13 protein-coding genes are annotated in these 19,235 nt (G+C 65.6%); 3 read left to right on the forward strand and 10 right to left on the reverse strand.

Annotation, left to right across the window (positions count from 1 at the left end):
- Positions 1–88: 88 nt before the first annotated feature.
- The gene (locus LWC34_RS39825; RefSeq protein ID WP_372496719.1) at positions 89–2,425 is read left to right on the forward strand and encodes a Tex family protein; all 2,337 of its coding nucleotides are present in this window, start codon (positions 89–91) and stop codon (positions 2,423–2,425) included.
- Here the strand turns inward: LWC34_RS39825 and LWC34_RS39830 are convergent, their stop codons facing one another.
- Together LWC34_RS39830 and LWC34_RS39835 are read right to left on the reverse strand one after the other, a co-directional pair.
- The gene (locus LWC34_RS39830; RefSeq protein ID WP_233730373.1) at positions 2,426–3,199 is read right to left on the reverse strand and encodes a tRNA(His) guanylyltransferase Thg1 family protein; all 774 of its coding nucleotides are present in this window, start codon (positions 3,197–3,199) and stop codon (positions 2,426–2,428) included. It lies immediately after the preceding gene.
- 50 nt (positions 3,200–3,249) lie between these two features.
- Positions 3,250–4,092, reverse strand: coding sequence for a LacI family DNA-binding transcriptional regulator (locus LWC34_RS39835; protein WP_233730374.1), 843 nt, complete (start codon positions 4,090–4,092; stop codon positions 3,250–3,252).
- A 176-nt stretch (positions 4,093–4,268) separates the two neighbouring features.
- Between LWC34_RS39835 and LWC34_RS39840 the strand changes: the two genes are divergently transcribed.
- Complete coding sequence (locus LWC34_RS39840; RefSeq protein WP_233730375.1) at positions 4,269–4,739, forward strand: hypothetical protein; 471 nt, start codon at positions 4,269–4,271, stop codon at positions 4,737–4,739.
- Positions 4,740–5,804: 1,065 nt separating this feature from the next.
- Positions 5,805–8,813 carry an AfsR/SARP family transcriptional regulator gene (locus LWC34_RS39845; RefSeq protein ID WP_233730376.1) on the forward strand — a complete coding sequence of 1,003 codons (3,009 nt, stop codon included), beginning with the start codon at positions 5,805–5,807 and terminating at the stop codon, positions 8,811–8,813.
- Positions 8,814–8,862: 49 nt separating this feature from the next.
- Here the strand turns inward: LWC34_RS39845 and LWC34_RS39850 are convergent, their stop codons facing one another.
- The 8 genes from LWC34_RS39850 to LWC34_RS39885 all read right to left on the reverse strand — a co-directional run bounded on the left by LWC34_RS39850 (position 8,863) and on the right by LWC34_RS39885 (position 19,052).
- On the reverse strand, positions 8,863–9,456 hold the full coding sequence (locus LWC34_RS39850; protein ID WP_233730377.1) for a hypothetical protein: 594 nt from the start codon (positions 9,454–9,456) through the stop codon (positions 8,863–8,865).
- Positions 9,457–9,587: 131 nt separating this feature from the next.
- On the reverse strand, positions 9,588–10,850 hold the full coding sequence (locus LWC34_RS39855; RefSeq protein ID WP_233730378.1) for a sensor histidine kinase: 1,263 nt from the start codon (positions 10,848–10,850) through the stop codon (positions 9,588–9,590).
- 50 nt (positions 10,851–10,900) lie between these two features.
- Positions 10,901–12,934 (reverse strand): acetyl/propionyl/methylcrotonyl-CoA carboxylase subunit alpha, encoded by a 2,034-nt coding sequence (locus LWC34_RS39860; protein ID WP_233730379.1) that lies wholly within the window; start codon positions 12,932–12,934, stop codon positions 10,901–10,903.
- 5 nt (positions 12,935–12,939) lie between these two features.
- Positions 12,940–14,535 (reverse strand): acyl-CoA carboxylase subunit beta, encoded by a 1,596-nt coding sequence (locus LWC34_RS39865; RefSeq protein ID WP_233730380.1) that lies wholly within the window; start codon positions 14,533–14,535, stop codon positions 12,940–12,942.
- Positions 14,532–16,208, reverse strand: coding sequence for an acyclic terpene utilization AtuA family protein (locus tag LWC34_RS39870; RefSeq protein ID WP_233730381.1), 1,677 nt, complete (start codon positions 16,206–16,208; stop codon positions 14,532–14,534). Before LWC34_RS39870 ends, LWC34_RS39865 begins: the two co-directional genes overlap by 4 nt.
- Before the next feature lie 192 nt (positions 16,209–16,400).
- The gene (locus LWC34_RS39875) at positions 16,401–17,198 is read right to left on the reverse strand and encodes a TIGR03084 family metal-binding protein (RefSeq protein ID WP_233730382.1); all 798 of its coding nucleotides are present in this window, start codon (positions 17,196–17,198) and stop codon (positions 16,401–16,403) included.
- A 10-nt stretch (positions 17,199–17,208) separates the two neighbouring features.
- Positions 17,209–17,868 (reverse strand): response regulator, encoded by a 660-nt coding sequence (locus tag LWC34_RS39880; RefSeq protein ID WP_233730997.1) that lies wholly within the window; start codon positions 17,866–17,868, stop codon positions 17,209–17,211.
- Positions 17,865–19,052, reverse strand: coding sequence for a sensor histidine kinase (locus tag LWC34_RS39885; protein WP_233730383.1), 1,188 nt, complete (start codon positions 19,050–19,052; stop codon positions 17,865–17,867). The genes LWC34_RS39880 and LWC34_RS39885 overlap by 4 nt, the downstream gene beginning before the upstream one ends.
- Positions 19,053–19,235 lie beyond the last annotated feature (183 nt).

Here is a 19,235-nt window from a genome sequence, read left to right on the forward strand (position 1 = left end):
CACCCAACGGGTTACGCACTAGTAACTTACTGGACGTATGTTTCACCCCTGCCTTGAGCTATTGGAGCCTGAGGGCACAATGCACGGCGTGACTTTGTCGATAGACCAGCGGATCGCCGAGGAGCTGGGCGTCCGCGAGCACCAGGTGAAAGCCGCGGTCGACCTGCTCGACGGCGGCGCGACCGTGCCGTTCATCGCCCGGTACCGCAAGGAGGTGACCGGCACGCTCGACGACGCGCAGCTGCGTACGCTCGAAGAGCGGCTGCGTTACCTGCGAGAGCTCGAAGAGCGGCGGGTGGCGATCCTGGAATCGGTGCGATCGCAAGGGAAACTCACCGACGAGCTCGAGGAGCAGATCCGCACAGCGGATTCGAAGGCCCGGCTCGAGGACATCTACCTGCCGTACAAACCCAAGCGGCGGACCAAGGCGCAGATCGCCCGCGAGGCCGGTCTCGAGCCGCTCGCCGACCAGCTGCACGCCGACCCCACGCTCGACCCGCAGGCCACCGCGGCCGGATTCGTCGACCCAGAGAAGAACGTCGCGGACGCCGCGGCGGCGCTGGAAGGCGCCCGCTCGATCCTGGTCGAACGCTTCGGCGAGGACGCCGACCTGATCGGTGAGCTGCGTGAGCACATGTGGTCGCGCGGCCGTCTGGCCGCCAAGGTGCGCGAAGGCAAGGAAGAGGAGGGCGCGAAGTTCTCCGACTACTTCGACTTCGCCGAGCCGCTCACCAAGCTGCCGTCGCACCGGATCCTGGCGATGTTCCGCGGTGAGAAGGAAGAGATCCTGGATCTCAACCTCAACCCGGAGCCGGATGACGAGCCAGCGACCGGCCCGAGCGACTACGAGATCCGGATCGCCGCCAAGTTCGGTATCGACGACCAGGGCCGTCCCGCCGACAAATGGCTCAGCGACACGGTCCGTTGGGCCTGGCGTACCAGGATTCTCGTGCACCTCGGCATCGACCTGCGGATGCGCCTGCGCAACGCCGCCGAGGAGGAAGCGGTCCGCGTGTTCGCCGCGAACCTGCGTGACCTGCTGCTTGCCGCGCCTGCCGGAACCCGCGCGACCATGGGCCTCGACCCCGGTTTCCGTACCGGCGTGAAGGTCGCGGTCGTCGACGGCACCGGCAAGGTCGTCGCCACCGATACGATCTACCCGCACGAGCCGCGGCGTGCCTGGGACGAATCGATCCACAAGCTGGCGTTCCTGTGCAAGCAGCACAACGTCGAACTGATCGCGATCGGCAACGGCACCGCGTCCCGTGAGACCGACAAACTCGCGGGCGACCTGCTCAAGGCCCACCCGGACCTGCGGCTGACCAAGGTGATGGTGTCCGAGGCAGGCGCTTCGGTGTACTCGGCTTCGGCCTACGCCTCCGCGGAGCTGCCCGGACTCGACGTTTCCTTGCGTGGCGCGGTTTCCATCGCCCGCCGGCTGCAGGACCCGTTGGCAGAGCTGGTGAAGATCGACCCGAAGTCGATCGGTGTCGGCCAGTACCAGCACGACCTGTCCGAAGGAAAGCTGTCGCGGTCGCTTGACGCCGTCGTCGAAGACTGCGTGAACGCGGTCGGCGTCGACGTCAACACGGCCTCCGCGCCGCTGCTGACCCGCGTGTCGGGCATCGGCGAGGGCCTGGCCGAGAACATCGTGCTGCACCGCAACACCAACGGACCGTTCCGGTCACGGACGGCGTTGAAGGAAGTCGCTCGCTTGGGCCCCAAGGCTTTCGAGCAGTGCGCGGGCTTCCTGCGGATCCCCGGCGGCGACGACCCGCTCGACAACTCCAGCGTGCACCCGGAGTCCTACCCGGTCGTGCGGCGGATCCTCGACACGACCAAGACCGACGTGCGGTCGTTGATCGGCAGCCCGACGTTGAAGCAGTTGCGGCCGCAGGACTTCGCCGACGAGAAGTTCGGCCTGCCGACCGTCACCGACATCCTGGCCGAGCTGGACAAGCCGGGCCGCGACCCGCGACCGGCGTTCAAGACCGCGACCTTCGCCGACGGCGTCGAGAAGATCGCCGACCTCAGGCCGGGGATGACGCTGGAAGGCGTGGTCACGAACGTGGCCGCGTTCGGCGCGTTCGTGGACATCGGCGTGCACCAGGACGGCCTCGTGCACGTGTCCGCGATGTCGAAGACCTTCGTCAAGGACCCGCGTGACGTGGTCAAACCCGGCGACATCGTCAAGGTGAAGGTGCTGGAGGTCGACATCCCGCGCAAGCGGATCGGCCTGACGCTGCGGCTGGACGACGAGCCCGGCAAGCCCGCACAGCAGCAAGGCGGCGGTGGCCGCCGGGACAACGGTGGTGGCCGCCAGCAGCAGCGCGGTGGTCAGCGCGGCGGCCAGCAGCGACGAAACGAGCCTGCCGCGAGCGGTTCGATGGCCGATGCCCTGCGACGCGCGGGATTCGGCAAGTAGTCAGGCTTTTCCAGCGATGAGGTCGGCGAGGAACTCCCGATAGGGCTCCTTCATCGGGAGTTCCCGCTCCTCACGCACGCGACGGCGGGTCGCGCTCACCACCATCGCCCGTTTCGGGTCGTACCCAGGGCGTTCGTAGGTCTCCCACCACAAGCCGACACCACGGCGCTGCCACACGGGAACGTCGTTGAAGTTCACGCCGTGCCGGAAGAGCATTTCGTTCTTGGCCGAGGCATTCGCGCCTTCAAGGGCTTTCGTCGCCTCTTGCCTGCTACGGCCGTCTTTGCGCAATGTCCAGTAGCACCAGCCGTTCAGCGCGGAGCGGGCCGCGTCGGCCTGTCGCCAGGAGAAGTAGTCGATCACGTCGAGCGGGCCGGTACCGATCCAGACCCGGCTGTCGAACTGTGCCGGTTCGCCGACGGCGTGGGTGAAGGCCGCGGCCGTGACACTGGCCGACAGGGAGACCAATTTCTCCACGCCACGGCCGAAAATCTGCGATTCGGGGTCAAGCAGCACCGAGATCTCGTCGCTCTCGGTGTAGGCGTACCGGCCGCCGAACTCGACCAGCAACGCCCTCGCCGCCTCGGTCATCAGCTGGGAGAAACGTAAGTCGAACGGTTTGTCGTACCGCTGCTCGGTGAACCGCGAGAAGCTGCGGCCATCCACCCTCAGGATGGTCCACGCTCCCGGAGGCACGGTCATCGAGTGGAACCATTCCCGCGCCCGCTGGCCGGCCTCGAACTCCTCGCCGTGCACTTCCGCCCCTCTTGTCACCACATTGACACTGTGCGTGACACTAGCGGTATCCGCCGTGGTCAGCCTGACTAGGTCGTGCCACGTATGACCAGCTCGTCCCGCCCGCCGACCCGATGTTCGGGAACACCGGTGTTGAGCTGGTCGAGCAGCAGTCTCGCGGCCAGCGAGCCGTCTGCGGCGTGATCGTGACGGACCGCCGTGACCTCGGGGCGGACCATCCGGCACACCGCTGAGTCCTCCCAGGCGACCACGGCGAGGTCTGCTGGGATGCGCAGGCCGACATGCGCCACGACCTTCGCCGCGGCCATGGGGTCTTCGTAGATCACCGCCGTGACGTCCTTCAGGTCTCGTGTCGCCGTCACGGCTTCGTCCGGACCTGCCGCGATGTGGGCGATCCTGGTGTGTCCTCGCTGTGTCAGGTGCTCGGTCACCTGTCGGCACTTGCCAGCGGTGTCCGGCAGGACCGCCGACATCTCCGGATGACTCGCACCAACCAGGACACTGGGGACGCTCAGCTTGTGCAGCAACGCGATCCTTGGATCGTTCGGCACCGGATCGATCAGCAGCATGCCGTCCACCCGGCCGGACGCCCACCAGTCCTGGTAGGTCTCCTCCGCGTCCTTGGCGATCGCGAGCTGCAGGACGATGCCGTCGACAGCGAGCTCGCGTTCGATCCCCCTGACGACCGGCCACGGCACCTCACCGGCCACCACCAGCCCGATCACCCCGACCCGCTCGCTGGACAACGCCAGCGCCGCGATGTTGGCCCGCCAGCCCAGCGCGTGCGCGATCCGCGACACCCGTTGCCTGGTCTCCTCAGACACGCCAGGACGGCCGTTGAGCGCATACGACACCGCCGCCTTGGACAGTCCAGCGCGCCGGGCTATATCGCCGATGGTTGGTCGCTTCATGTCCGCCTCCGCAAGTTCAGCCATCCGAGGGATACCCAGCCGACACCAGCAGCTCAAACCCCAATCCGAAATGACTATTCCGCCAACCAGCCACCCAAAACTGTCAGTACCTCCCGACAAGCTGTCGCCAAACAGGGTTCACCACGAACCCACCAAGCACACACCGAGGAGAAACCATGGGAATCGTGGACTGCAGCGCCGACGTCCAAGCCAACGGCCGCAAGTACACCGTCCGCGCGGCTACCCTGCCTGCGGGCACCGATCACGACGAACGCGTCGAAGTCGCCCTGTCCAACCGTGATTCGGCAGGCGCGGCAACCGAATGCGGATCCTTCACACTCCCAGCCGACAGCCTCAACGTGGTCGGAAAACTGATCAGCCAGGTACTCACCGGACTGTCCACATTGAGCGGCCGAACAACCACAACCCCAGCAAACGCCCAAGCCCCGTGGACGAAGGAGCAGGACGAGGAACTGCTCGAACGCTGGGCGTCGGCAGGCGACACGTACAGCGCGCAGGCCTTCCGCCGCATCCTCGCCGAACATTTCGGCCGCACAACGGGATCCATCCGCGCGCGATTGCTACGCATCGGCTGCGATCCGGACGCCCCTGGCCATGCATTCGTCCCGTTGCCCGGAGAGTCGTGATGTTTCCGCACCCATGCCGACCACCGCCCCACACACCGTGATCCCCGATGCGATGCCTTCGTGAGCCCGCACCCTCACGAGACCTCGATCCCCACCACAACAACCCGGAGGCGCCATTCCCATCCACACCCGCTCGGCCCCGGTTCACACCCGCTACTCACCGGAGACGCCTTTCGCACCAACACCTCCCGGCTTCCAGCCCATTCCCCACACTCGCCACCCACTCGAGACGCACCTCGCCACCTACACCACAACCCACTCACCAACCACCGGAGCCGCCATCCCCACCAACACTCCCAACCACAAGCGCATCCCATACCCGCCACCCACCAACACCACTCCCCCAACCAATCACCGGAGGCACCATTCCCAACACCTAAGCCAACGCACCTCCGCAGATCCCCGCACTCATCGGAGACGCTCCTCTCAACTAATGCCGCCCACCCACAACCTGTCCCTTCCACGCCCTACACACCGGAGGCGCCATTCCGTCCGAAACCAGAAACGCCCGCTACACGCCCGCCCAAGGAGGCCCTCTCCATCCACACCTGCCCACGCCGTTCTCCTTCCACGCTCACGTGCTCGTCGGAGGTGCCAATCCGTCAGCAACCACAACTCCCTCTACCCGCTCAAAGGAGGCCTGCTCGCAATCCACACCCGCCCCATGCCCACCTTCGTCCTACAGCGGCCCCATCCATGGAGCTGCTTTCCGATCGATGCCTAGCCACGACCGCGCACCCGCAGCACTCCGGAAGGCGCCTTCCGGAGGACTCAAAACCCGCGCTAGCCACCCACGCCCCGCCGACCTGACGCTCTGGAGAGGAGCCGCCAATCGAAACTTTCTGTCCACGAAACTCGCCGCTCGGCCGCGATGATCTCGCTGAGTCGGATGATCCGCCGACCAGCCCAATCAGGGCAGCCGGCACATCGTGAGAGGTTTTCAGTTCCAGTCGATCACCTGCGGAGGTTGCTATTTCACCTTGTGAACAAACGCCTGGTTGCGCATTCACTTTCCATGCTGGTTAAGCTGCACCCCGCCCAGCAGCTGGAGAAGGCGACAACACTGTGAGATTCGGCGTGCTCGGCCCGCTGACCGTGGCGGGCCCGGACGAGGAGGTTCGATTACGCGGTGAGCATCAGCGTGCCCTTTTGGCGATGCTGTTGTTCCACGCGAACCGGCCGGTGACCACCGACTTACTTGTCGGCGCGTTGTGGCCGGAGATGCCTCCGAAGTCGTATGCGTCGAACCTGCACACGTATGTGTCGCGGTTGCGGGCACGCCTTCCTGGTGTCCGGATCGATCTTGCTGGTCGTGGCTACCGACTGCAGGTCGCCACTGAGGACGTGGATCTCCTGGTGTTCCGGGAGGCCGCGGCCGCTGGGCGGAGTGCGGCGCGGGCCGGTCAGCCGGAGAAGGCGGCTGCCTTCTTCCGCAAGGCGTTGGCGCAGTGGCGCGGTCATCCGTTGACCGACATGCATGTGCCAGTGCTCGATGCCGAGCTCGGCAGGCTTGAGGCTGAGCGGTTGGCGGTGTTCGAGGACTGCGTGGACGCCGAGCTGGCGGCGGGCAGGCATGCGGAGTTGGCAGCCGAGCTACAGGCGGCGTTGGCGGAGAACCCGTTGCGGGAGCGCCTTGCCGGTCAGCTGATGCTGGCGTTGCAGCACTCGGGTAGGCAGGCCGAAGCGCTTGAGGTGTACCGGAATACTCGGTCCACGCTCATTGACGAGCTTGGTGTCGAGCCGGGGACCGCGTTGCGGCGGCTGCACACGTCGATGCTGCAAGGGGACGGCGACGACGCGCCGTTGCCACGGCCGACGTGGCCGATCTGTCAGCTGCCCGCGGTCGCTGCGGACTTCTCCGGGCGAGAGCAGCAGCTGGCCAAGGTGACTGGTCTGCTCAACCCTGGCGGGCACGGCGTGCCTGTCGTGGTGCTGAGCGGAGAACCGGGCGCGGGCAAGACCAGCTTGTCGATCGGCGCGGCGCACCAGGTGCGGTCGGTGTTCCCGGACGGCCAGCTGTTCGTGCCACTGTCCGGAGTGGACTCGCCACGGGATACCGGCGCGGTGTTGGCGGACCTGTTGCGTGGCCTCGGTGTCAGCGGTCCGGCGATCCCGGACGACCTGCATGCCAGGGCGGCGACCTATCGCGGGTTGCTGACCGACCGCAAGGTACTGGTGGTGCTGGACGACGCGGCGGATCCGGCACAGGTGCGGCCATTGCTGCCGGGCACGCCGGGCTGCGCGGTGCTGATCACCAGTCGCAAACGGCTGAGTGGCCTTGCTGGGGCGAACAGGGTCACGGTCGGGCGGCTGACAGGTGACGAGGCGCTGCGCCTGCTTGAGCGGATTGTCGGGCGGGCAAGGGTTTCCGCCGAGCGGGCGGACGCGGTGCGGATTGCCGACGCGTGCGGGAATCTGCCGCTGGCCCTGCGCATCGCCGGAACAAGGCTGGCGTTGCGGCCGAACCTTCGGCTCGGGTTGCTTGCCGATCGGTTGGAGGATGAGGGAAGGAGGCTGGACGAGCTCGAAGTCAGCGATCTTCAGGTACGAGCGAGCCTGACGCTCAGTTATGCCGCACTGGCGACGACGTCACAAGTCGCGTTGCGACGGCTCGGGTTGATCAACACCGTCAACCTACCGGAGTGGCGGATCACGACGTTGCTCGACGGCCTGCCTGCCGAGGGCGTCGTCGAGGACTTGGTCGAGTCCGGCTTGCTGGAGCCGATGGGTACCGACGAGACCGGCGAACCTCGCTACCGGTTGCACGACTTGGTAAGGGTGTTCGCGCTCGAGCGGGCGCGGGTCGAGGACAGCGCGCGGGAGCGGTACACGGGCGCGCGGACGATTATCGACGCGATCATCGGCATCGCGGATGTCGCGGCGCGCAAGTTGCCGTGGACGGTTCCGTTGCCACGCCTGCACGGTCCGATCCCGACGCAGCCCTTGGCGACCGAACTGGTCGAGCGGCTCACGGTCAACCCCGAGGCGTGGTTTGCCGCAGAGCGCGCGAATCTGCTCAACGGCATCCCGAAGATGACCGCGCTTGGCTGGCACACCGACTCGATCCTGTTGATGGACCGGCTTTCGGTGTATCTGTGGGCCGAGGGATTGTACGCGGACATGCGTGTGGCGTACCAGAGCATCGCTGACGCGTCGGACAAACTGAATCCACGGGTCGCCGCTCGCGCGAGGTCAGTACTCGCGTTGCTGTGGCATGCCCGCGGGCAGTACGAGAAGGCAGTGGGCGAGTATCGGACCTGCGCGACCGAACTGGCCGAGCTGGGTGAGGACGAAGCGCTGGCGTGGGTGCGCACCAACCTGGCGGCCTGTCTGATCGCGGTCGGCAAGTCGGACGAGTCGATCGAGCTGACCACGGCGGCCTGGGAGGAACTGCGGGACGACCCGTTCGCCGGTGGTTCAGTGCTGCGTACACAGATCGCCGCGCTCAACCGGTTGGGGCGTACCGAGGAATCCGCGCGGATCGCGACCAAGGCGCTCGATCTCGCCAAGAACTTCGGCGAGCCAAGGCAACTGGCGATGGCGTTGCACGACGAAGCTTGGGGCTGCGCGCTGGGCGAGGAAAACCTTGAGCGAGCGCATGAACTCGCCGAGGAGGCCATCTCCTTGCTGCGCTCGGTTGGTTCACGCTCGTCGCTCGCCAAAGCCTTGCGGACAATGGGTGCTGTGCTGGCTGGTTTGGGAAAGCGCGAGGAATCCGTGCGCGCGTTCCGGGAAGCCCGCGACATCGCACGGGAACTCACCGAGCGGCCAAGGGAACTGTCCTGCACCAGGGCGATCGCGGCGGCGTGGATCGGTGACGGCCGTGCGGACGAAGCGATCACGGTGCTCAACGAATGCCTTGACACATATCGGGAAATGGGAAGTACGTCGGCGACCACGATCACGTTGAACCTGCTGGCCGCCGCCTACGACTCCCTGAACGACACTGTCGCGGCGAAGGATGCCCGCGCCGAAGCCGACCGGCTCGGCGATCCCCGGGACACGAACACCGCGACCCTGTTGAAAATGCTGCTGAATCTGACTGTCGCAACACCTTGGGGCGCAACACCTTAGGGTCGGACGTACCCCTAGTCCGCCCGACCCTGCCCCCGGCGTCTTTGCATCAGGCCCGCTGCTTGAGCGCCTTGCCGTAACGACCGTTGGGCGACAGCCACATCAGCACGATGCACACGACCGCGCCGAGCGCGGCAACCCAGCTGGTGATCGCCATGATCGTGTTGTTGGTCTCGGAGTCGAGGCCGACGATGCCACCGAACAGCAGCGTGAACGAAGCGGCGATCGTAGCCAGCACCCGCACGGCGGTCGACGCCTTGCCCATCAACAGACCGAACAGCAGCAACAGACCGCCGGGCACGATCAGCAGCCACGCGCGGATGTCGAGCGTGTCCTGCGCGATGATGGTCGCGGTGTCCAGCAGCGCATTGCCTTCGGCCAGGATCGACTCGGCGCTGTCCCCCGTCAGGATCGCCACTGCCTTGGCGCCGAGTTCCCGTGCCAGGTCAGCGCCACCGATCAGGATGATCGCGCCGTAGGCCACAGCGGACAGTCCCGCGAGGACCGTCACGACCAACGCGGCCAGCAAGGTGCCCGGCCTGGTCGGCGCGGGACCCATGGGCTGCGCGGCGTACTGGTTTCCAACGGGCTGGTTTCCGTATGGCTGATTTCCGTGGGCCGGAGTAGTCGGGTAAGTGCTCACGTGCCTCAGTGCTCCTCGAATTTCGCGGGACTGGGTGACAAATGTCGGGATCACCCAGGCGCAGCACATTAAGAAGCCTGGCCACACGGAACGAACACCGCCGTTGCACAGTCATTGCAGAATGGTCGGCGTTACTCAGCCGCGATCAGCTCACACGGCACGGACATCACGACAACCGTCGGCCCGCCGATCGGACTGCTCACTACCAGTGTTCCATCAAACGCGGAGAGGCGCCGCTCGATTCCCCGCAATCCTGTGCCACCACTCGCGTCAGCGCCACCGCGACCGTCGTCGCCGACAAGGATCGTGAGCTTGCCTTCGTCGTAGGTCAAGCGAATCCACGCTTTGCCAGCCTCAGCGTGTTTGGTGACATTGGTCAACGTTTCCGCGACGGCGAAGTACGCGGCCGATTCGACCGGCGCGGACAACCGTCCCGGAATGTCTACATCCACATGCGTCGTGAGTGGATTGGCAAGTACAAGTGCTTGGATCGCACCATCGAGCCCTCGATCGGCAAGAACCGGCGGATGAATGCCACGAACAAGGTCACGCAGTTCCGCCAATGCCTGCGAACTGGCCGCGCGGGCTTCGGCGAGCAGTTCACGAGCCGCAGCCGGGTCCCGAGCGACCGTTTCCTCAGCCATACCAAGGCTCATTCCCAGCGCCACCAAGCGAGCCTGCGCACCATCGTGCAGATCACGCTCGATCCGCCTGAGCTCAGCGGCTTGCGTATCGACGGTGTCAGCGCGCGACACGGTCAGTTGCTGAACACGGTTAGCCAACCGTGCCGCCTCAGTGGGCGCCAGCAATGACGCTGTCAGCCAAGCCTGTGCCCGCATGATGCGCGGCGACGCGAAGTACCAGATGGCGATGTACAGCAAGCCGACCGGTATACCTACGAAGATCGCCGTGGCCGTCGAATTCACGGTCAGCGCGCCCAGCAAGTTGACATCGGCGTCGGCAGGCAGCGACCACCACCACGTCGCCAGCGTGATGTGCGCGATCCCGCCGAGCAGCAATGCGACGTTCAGGATCGCCAGCGCCGAACCAACGACGATCTCGACGAACAACCACGCGACGTCACGCCAGGTCGCCGAATCGGTGAGCATGTCGAACACCCGCCGGTACATCCCGTGCCCCGGCACGCGGGCGCGATACGGCTTCTCAATCTCGGTGCCAAGAACCCATCCCGCCCGCCTGCGGTGCACGTTGGTGAACTTCCGCAGCAACGCCAGCAGGCCGAGGAGGAACGGGAAACCGAGCCAGATCAGCGTCAGCCCCATAGAAGTCAGCAGCGTGGCCAGCAGCACGTACGACGGAACCGCCATGCCGATCAAGGCCAGGCTCCAGCCGAACAGCTGAAGCCTGGTCGGCGCCGGACGTGGTGTGCTCATGACCCCATTCTGGTCTGCCGGCGGCCGCTAGCCAGTGGACTTAGCCCTACTCATTCGAGGGGTGTCACCACCGCGAGGACGGCGCCGAGATCGACCTGCTGACCTGCGGCGACAGGCAGGGAACTGAGCGTGCCAGCGGCCGGAGCGGTGATCTTGTGCTCCATCTTCATGGCCTCGAGCCACAGCAGCGGCTGCCCCTGTTCGACCTGGTCACCGGCAGAAACCGCGACCCGAACCACGGTGCCCGGCATTGGCGCCAGCAACGACCCAGGAGCCGCCTGGCTCGACGGATCGGTGAACCGCGGCGCGGGCGTCAACGCGACCGGCCCCAATGGAGAGTCGACGCAGACCACGTCCGGATAGACGGACACTCGGAACGCGCGCCGCACCCCCGCCAACTCCAGCACGACGGCGTCGGGTTCGGCACTGAGCAACCGCAGGTCCGGATAACCATCGGCAACCAGACCACCGCGAGTGTGCCGATAGGTGACCTCGATATCGCCGGACGCGGTGCTGTACACCTTGCGCTGCGGCTGAGATGGCACATTCCGCCATCCACTTGGCACATCCATGGAACGACGTGCCGCGGCGTCCGCCAACGCGGCCGCGAGAGCACTGATCGCCTCGGCATCCTTGTCCGCCAGCGGCTCAGCGAGGACAGCGAGGCCATGCCGCTCGAGGAACGCGGTGTCGGTATTGCCCGCGAGGAATTCAGGATGCCGCAGGACCCGGACAAGCAGGTCGCGGTTGGTGGTCAGGCCATGAATCTCCGCCCGCGCCAGCGCCCCAGCCAACCCGAGCGCGGCCTCATCCCTGGTCTCAGCGAACGAGATCACCTTCGCCAGCATCGGGTCGTAGAAGACGCTGACGGTCGACCCGTCCTGCACGCCACTGTCCAGCCGAAGCCCGGGACCACCCGGAACGGTGAACTCTGACGTCACACCCGGCACCGAGAGCCGCTGCACCACACCGCTCTGCGGCCGCCAGTCCTGCGCGGGATCCTCGGCATACAGCCGAACCTCGATCGCATGCCCCCGCACCAGCGGAGACCCAAAACTGTCGTACCCCTGAGGTAGCGTTGAAATTGGGGGTTCCCCCGCGGGAATTGTGGGTGCGGTGAAGGCTGCCGACTGGGGGGCAGCTGCGCTCAGGTGGGCGCCTTGGGCTATCAGGATCTGCAGGCGGACGAGGTCGACGCCGGTCGTGCACTCGGTCACCGGGTGTTCGACCTGCAGGCGTGTGTTCATTTCAAGGAAGTAGAAGCGGCCTTGCTCGTCGGCGAGGAATTCGACTGTGCCTGCGCTTGTGTACGAGATCGCGTTGGCGGCTGCGCGAGCGGCGGAGAACAACCGCGAGCGCATTCCGGGGGTGCGTGAGACCAGCGGGGACGGCGCCTCCTCGATGACCTTCTGGTGCCTGCGCTGGATCGAGCATTCGCGTTCGCCTACTGGCCAGACTTCCCCATGCTTGTCCGCCATGATCTGGACTTCTATGTGGCGGCCGGTTTCCAGATATGGCTCGCAGAACACCGTTGGGTCGCCGAATGCTGACGCGGCCTCCGACCGGGCTGCTTCTAGTTCGGCGGGCAGGTCTTCCAGAGACCGGACGATTCGCATGCCTCGGCCGCCGCCGCCCGCTGATGCTTTGATCAGTACGGGCAAATCAGCAGGAGTTACGTTGTCTACTTCGGACAGTACTGGGACGCCCGCGGACGCCATCATTTCCTTGGCGGCGATCTTCGAGCCCATCTGGTCTATCGCTTCGGGGGATGGGCCGATCCAGGTCAAGCCTGCTTCGATCACCGCGCGGGCGAAGTCCGCGTTCTCCGACAGGAAGCCGTAACCAGGGTGGATCGCGTCCGCTCCTGCTCGCTGGGCGGCTTCGATGATCAACGATCCGCGTAGGTACGTTGAAGCGGGTGAGTTTCCGGGCAGGCGTACGGCCGCGTCGGCTTCTTGCACGTGGGGTGAGGCGGCGTCGGCGTCTGAATAGACTGCGACGCAACCGATTCCCAGGGCTCGGCAGGTACGAAACACCCGGCGGGCGATTTCGCCTCGGTTGGCGACCAGAACACTCGTGATCATCGCTCTCACATCCGGAAGACGCCGAAGCCGTCCGCACCGGCCACTGGCGTTGTGTGGATGGCGGACAGGCAAAGCCCAAGGACCGTGCGGGTGTCGCGCGGGTCGATCACGCCGTCGTCGTACAACCTGCCGGACAGGAACATCGGCAGCGACTCGGCTTCGATCTGCGCCTCGACCATCGCGCGCATGGCCGCGTCGTTGTCCTCGTTGTATTCCTCGCCGCGGGCCAAGGTCGCTGCTCTGGCCACAATGGACAGTACGCCCGCGAGCTGCTGTGGGCCCATCACCGCGGATTTCGCGCTCGGCCAGGCAAACAGGAACCGTGGGTCGTACGCGCGTCCGCACATCCCGTAGTGACCGGCGCCGTAGGACGCGCCCATCAGGATCGAGATGTGCGGGACCTTCGAGTTGGACACCGCGTTGATCATCATCGAGCCGTGCTTGATGATTCCGCCCTGCTCGAAGTCCTTACCAACCATGTAGCCCGTGGTGTTGTGCAGGAAGATCAACGGGGTGTCGCTTTGGTTGGCCAGTTGGATGAACTGCGCCGCCTTCTGCGATTCTTCGCTGAACAGCACGCCCTGCGCGTTCGCCAGAATCCCGACCGGGTAGCCGTGTACCGACGCCCATCCTGTCACCAAGCTGGTGCCGTACAATGGTTTGAACTCGTCGAAGTCAGATCCGTCGACCACGCGGGCGACGACCTCGCGAGGATCGAAGGGGATCTTGAGGTCGCCGGGCACGATGCCGAGCAGTTCTTCCTCGTCGTACTTCGGTGGCGTGGAAAGACCAGGGGTCGCACCGCGCTTCTTCCAGTTCAGCCGCGCCACGATCCGTCGGCCGATCCGGATCGCATCCTGTTCGTCCGCCGCGAAGTAGTCGGCGAGCCCGGACTTGCGGGCATGCATCTCCGCGCCACCAAGGGATTCGTCGTCGGACTCCTCACCGGTGGCCATCTTGACCAGTGGCGGGCCGCCGAGGAAAACCTTGGACTGCCCCTTGACCATCACGACGTGGTCGGACATGCTCGGCACGTACGCGCCACCGGCCGTGGCATTGCCGAACACCAGGGCGATCGTGGGAATGCCCGCGGCGGAAAGCCTGGTGAGGTCACGGAACAACCGACCGCCGGGGATGAAGATCTCCTTCTGCGACGGCAGGTCCGCACCACCCGACTCGCCGAGGTTGATCAGCGGCAGCCGGTTCTCCAGCGCGATGTCCATGGCACGGAAGGTCTTCTTGACCGTCCACGGGTTGCTCGATCCGCCGCGCACGGTCGGGTCGCTTGCCATGATCATGCATTCGACGCCTTCGACCACGCCGATCCCCGTGATCACGCTCGCGCCGATGGTGTAGTCGCTGCCCCACGCGGCGAGCGGGGACAGTTCGAGGAACGGCGAGTCCGGGTCGATGAGCAGCTCGACACGTTCCCTGGCAAGGAGTTTGCCGCGCCTGCGGTGCCGGTCGACGTACTTCTGGCCACCGCCCGCGATGGCTTTGGCGTACTCGGCTTCCAGTTCGACGAGCTTGCCGAGCATCGAGTCACGGTTGGCCGCGTACTCGTCCGACGCCGTGTCCAGTGTGGACGGCAACGTCGTCACAGCAGCACCTCCGGGATGTCCATGTATCGCGCCCGCAACCATTCACCGAGCGCCTTGGCCTGTGGGTCGAACCGGGCCTGCGAGGCGACACCGTCACCGAGAATCCCTGAGACCACGAAGTTCACCGCCTTGAGATTGCCGAATACGTATCTGGTCACTGGGAGGTCCGCGGTTTCCGGCAGCAGCCTGCGGAACTCTTCGACAGTCAGCGCGTGCACCAGCCACCGCCATGCTTCGTCGGTCCGCACCCAGACTCCAACGTTGGCGTCTCCGCCTTTGTCCCCGCTTCGCGCTCCTGCGATCTTACCCAGTGGGAGGCGTTTTGTCGGGCCAGACAATGGTTCGGGCGTGGCGGGTTCGTCGACCGGCGCAAGTTCCACTGTTTCGGCCGCCGGTGGGATGGCGATCGTGGCACCGTCCACAATGGCCACATGCTCGACCAGCTTCGCGTCAACATAGCCAGGTTTGAACAGCCCGTATGGTGACGCATCGCCAGGTGGCGCGGTGACGTGGAAGCCGGGATAGCTGGCCAACGCGATCTCGACGGCCGCGTTGGAGAACGCGCGCCCGACCACCTTCTGATCGGCGTCCTTGACGGCACAGCGCAGCAAAGCGCTGGCTTCCTCTTCGCCTGCGGCGTCTTCGTGATCCGTCCGCGCCAGCGTCCACTTGATCTCGGCCGGTGGTTTGACGAACGTCAGCTGCTGCTTGACCAGTTCCGCCTTGGCCTCGATGTCCAGCCCGGTGAGCACGAACACCATTTCGTTACGGAATCCGCCGAGCGTGTTGAGCGAGACTTTCAGCGAAGGCGGCGGCGCTTCGCCGCGTACACCGCTGATCCCGACCCGATCAACGTCCTCTTGGGACAGTTGGACGGTGTCGAAGCGCGCGGTGACATCCGGGCCCGCGTACCGCGGGCCGGAGATCTCGTAAAGCAGTTGGGCCGTCACAGTTCCCACGGTCACGGCGCCGCCGGTCCCGGGATGCTTGGTGATCACGCTGCTGCCGTCGGCGGAAATCTCGGCGATCGGAAACCCGGGATGACGGATGTCGTGTTCCTGGAAGAACGAATAGTTGCCGCCGGTGGCCTGGGCGCCGCACTCGATCACGTGCCCAGCGGCCACAGCACCGGCGAGCTGGTCGTAGTCCGTCGGTGTCCAGCCGAACGCGGCGATCGCCGGACCGACGATCACTGACGCGTCGGTCACTCGACCAGTCACCACGACGTCAGCGCCTGCTTTGAGGCACTCCGCGATCCCGAAAGCGCCGAGGTAAGCATTGGCAGTCAAGGGTTCGCCGAGTCCAAGGGCGGCCGCGCGGTTGATCAGGTCGTCGCCTTCGACGTGCGCGACCTTGATGTCGAGCCCGAGCTTCGCGGCCAGTTCGCGCAAGGCGTCGGCCAGACCGGACGGGTTCAGCCCACCCGCGTTCGCGACGATCTTGACACCGCGGTCGACGGCAAGCCCGAGGTTGTCCTCCATCTGACGCAAGAACGTCTTGGCGTAGCCGAGTTTGGGATCCTTCATCCGGTCACGGCCGAGGATGAGCATGGTCAGCTCGGCGAGGTAGTCGCCGGTGAGGACATCGAGCGGTCCACCGGTGAGCATCTCGCGCACGGCGCTGAACCGGTCGCCATAGAACCCGGACGCGTTGCCGATCCTGATCGCCGACATAACGCCAGCATGCCAGCCAGGCGCAAAACAAGCAAGCGTGCTGGTTTTACTCGGCGAACCGAGGCCGGCGGCGGCAAGCAACGGTCAACACGGTATGCGGGAATGGTCAACACGGTGTTCCGGAACGGTGGACACACCCTTCAGGAACGGTGGACACGGCGAGGGTGGGAGCGGCGTAGGCCCTGCTTGGGGTCAGGTTTGAGTGGAGTCGGTTTTGGTTGGGGGTCGGCCGGGGCCGGGCAAGCCTGCGAAGGCCTGGGCGATGTCCAGCCATTTTTCGGCATCTGGGCCGGTGGCGATCAACGAGGTGTCGGCGCGGTGACGGCGTTGGGTGGCCACGAGGCACAGGTCCAGCGCTGGGCCGGTGACGGATTGGGCCGCGTCCGACGGGCCCCAGGTCCATAGGGAACCGTCAGGCGCGGTCAAGGCCACGTAGAACGGCTCCGCTGGCGGCGTGAGGCCGTGGACTTGATACGCGAAATCCCTGGTACGCACGGAAATGTGGGCGACGTGGCGCAGGCGCATGGTTGGCGGGCGGGAGACGCCGAGAGCGTCGGCAACGTCCAAACCGTGGGCCCAGGTTTCCATGATGCGGGCGGTGGCCATGGACATCGGGCTCATCGGCGGGCCGAACCAAGGCAGCTTCACGCCCGAAGGCACCTCGCCCAACGCCGCCGCGAGGGCCGAGCGGCCCGCACGCCAGCGGGCCAGCAGCACTGGCACCTCCAGAGAGGCCAACGAAGCCGCACCCTCGTCGACGAAGCCGGTGGGGTTCTTCCAGGCTTCGGTGACCACTTCCTGGAACGCCGGTGCGTCTGTCGCGGCGAGGATGCTGGCCTCATCCGTCCAGGTCAGGTGGGCTATCTGGTGTGCGATCGTCCAGCCTGCCGCCGGGGTCGGATTGGTCAAGCTGTCCAGTGTGGCCACCAGCGAATCCAGCGACTCACCCTCAGCCACCAAGTCGTCGAGCACCCCACGCAGTTCCGACATGACGGCCACTCTAACCCTGTCCTGGTTGGACCAGGCCTGACTCGTAGGCGAGCACGATCGCCTGCGCACGGTCGCGCAGGCCGAGTTTTCCCAGGATACGGCCTACATGAGTCTTCACGGTCTGCTCGGACAACACGAACTGCCCGGCGATCTCCGCGTTGGACATGCCGCGGGCGACCAGCCGCAGCACTTCGACTTCACGGGAGGTCAGGCGGGACATCGAGGCGGGACGGGCACGGGGTGCGGGGTTTGCCTGCACGATGTCGGCGATCAGACGACGGGTCACCGCTGGCGCGAGTAGCGCGTCACCTGCGGCAACCACACGGACCGCGTTGATCAGGTCGACGGAAGGGGCGTCTTTCAGCAGGAATCCGCTGGCGCCCGCACGTAACGCGTCGTAAACGTATTCGTCCAGGTGAAACGTGGTCAGGACCACCACTCGGTAAGGAACCGAACCGGACAGCAGTCGACGGGTTGCCTCCAGGCCGTCCATTGTGGGCATACGGATGTCCATCAGCACGACATCCGGTGCCGCCGACGGAATCGCCGCAACCGCTTGCGCGCCGTCGCCCGCTGTCCCGACGACGGTCATATCCGGTTGCGCGGCAAGGACAGCAGCGAAGCTCTCCCGTACCATCGTCTGGTCGTCGACCACGAACACCTTGATCACAGGGGCAGCTTCGCCCATACCTGGAATCCCCCATCCGCACGGCGCCCAGCCGTGCATTCACCGCCTATTAGGCTCACTCGTTCCCTGATTCCGGTCAGCCCGTTGCCATCAACGGAATGCGCGACACCAGCAGAGGGTCCATTGTCGACGAACACTTCGACGGCCGGACCAGAAGATCGCACCACCACAGAAATATCAGTTCCTGGGCTGTGGCGCATCGCGTTGCTCAATGACTCCTGCACGATCCGGTACGCAGCCAGACCAACCATCGCGGACACCCCGGGAATCTCGGACAGCGACGATGTCACCGACGCCCCTGAAGCACTCGCCGACCGCACAAGCGAATCGATATCGTCAATTGTCGGCTGTGGCAAGTGTTCCGGTTCGCCGTCGTCCTCACGCAGCACTCCGATCAGCCTGCGGGCGTCATTCAACGCCGCACGCGCGGCCGTGCCCAAGGCAGAGAATTCCTCTTGGACTTCCGGTGTCACGCCGGAAAGACGGTACTGCGCGCTCTCGGTTCGTACGGCGATCATCGACAGGTGGTGCCCGATCACGTCGTGCAGTTCCCGCGCGATCTTGGTCTGCTGCTGCAAATGCGATCGCTTCTGCCGTTCCTGCTCGGACTCCAGTCGGCTGTTTCGGCTGTCGTTCAGGATGTATCCGGCGATGACCGCGCCGATCACGCCCGCGACCGGTCCGGCCATCAATTCGGCGCCATATCGCACGCCGACGACAAGGGTGGCGACCGCGACCGCGCCGAAAGTCATGGCGGCGATCCCGAACATGTCCTTGACCCGGGCTCGTGCGAGAGCCAATGCGACCACTGGCGCCAACGGGATCAGATACGCGTCCAACGGCCAGCGGTGCACCATGCCGATCGGCGCAGGGACTTCCCTGGCAAGAATCGCGGCGACAATTGTCGCGGCGACCGCGAATCGCGCCGCGGTCAACGGGAAATGACGGCACAACAGAACAGCTGCCGCCGCCAACCCCACCACAAGGACGCCGACCAGCTCATTGCCGCCGCTCGCTGTTGACCAGACCAGGAACCCGCTTCCCGTCCATACCGCCATGACTCCAAGCAACAGTGACCAGCCGAGCCAGGATGGTCCGCGCCACCACCCGATCGGTGGCCCCATTTCCCGGTCTCGGCCGGTCACCAGCGCCCAGACAATCCCCATACCCTGACGCTAGCCAACTTCGCCCGCATACGGATATCGGGGAAATACCCGTAGCTCCGCAGGGGTACGCCCAAGACACCGCCACAGCGGGACGACCTGGCGGCCGACTCCCGACAAGCTCGAATTCATGAACGAGCGAATGACCCGACTGATGGCCGGTTCCGCGTTGCTGTGGATGATCGT

Source organism: Kibdelosporangium philippinense (assembly GCF_021390435.2).
In the GTDB taxonomy this organism is placed as follows: domain Bacteria; phylum Actinomycetota; class Actinomycetes; order Mycobacteriales; family Pseudonocardiaceae; genus Kibdelosporangium; species Kibdelosporangium philippinense.

Coding starts and splice junctions, on each gene's coding strand:
- LWC34_RS39835 (WP_233730374.1), bottom strand. CDS start 4,092: ATGAAGCGACCAACCATCGGCGATATAGCCCGGCGCGCTGGACTGTCC.
- LWC34_RS39840 (WP_233730375.1), top strand. CDS start 4,269: ATGGGAATCGTGGACTGCAGCGCCGACGTCCAAGCCAACGGCCGCAAG.
- LWC34_RS39855 (WP_233730378.1), bottom strand. CDS start 10,850: ATGAGCACACCACGTCCGGCGCCGACCAGGCTTCAGCTGTTCGGCTGG.
- LWC34_RS39860 (WP_233730379.1), bottom strand. CDS start 12,934: ATGATCACGAGTGTTCTGGTCGCCAACCGAGGCGAAATCGCCCGCCGG.
- LWC34_RS39870 (WP_233730381.1), bottom strand. CDS start 16,208: ATGTCGGCGATCAGGATCGGCAACGCGTCCGGGTTCTATGGCGACCGG.
- LWC34_RS39875 (WP_233730382.1), bottom strand. CDS start 17,198: ATGTCGGAACTGCGTGGGGTGCTCGACGACTTGGTGGCTGAGGGTGAG.
- LWC34_RS39885 (WP_233730383.1), bottom strand. CDS start 19,052: ATGGGGATTGTCTGGGCGCTGGTGACCGGCCGAGACCGGGAAATGGGG.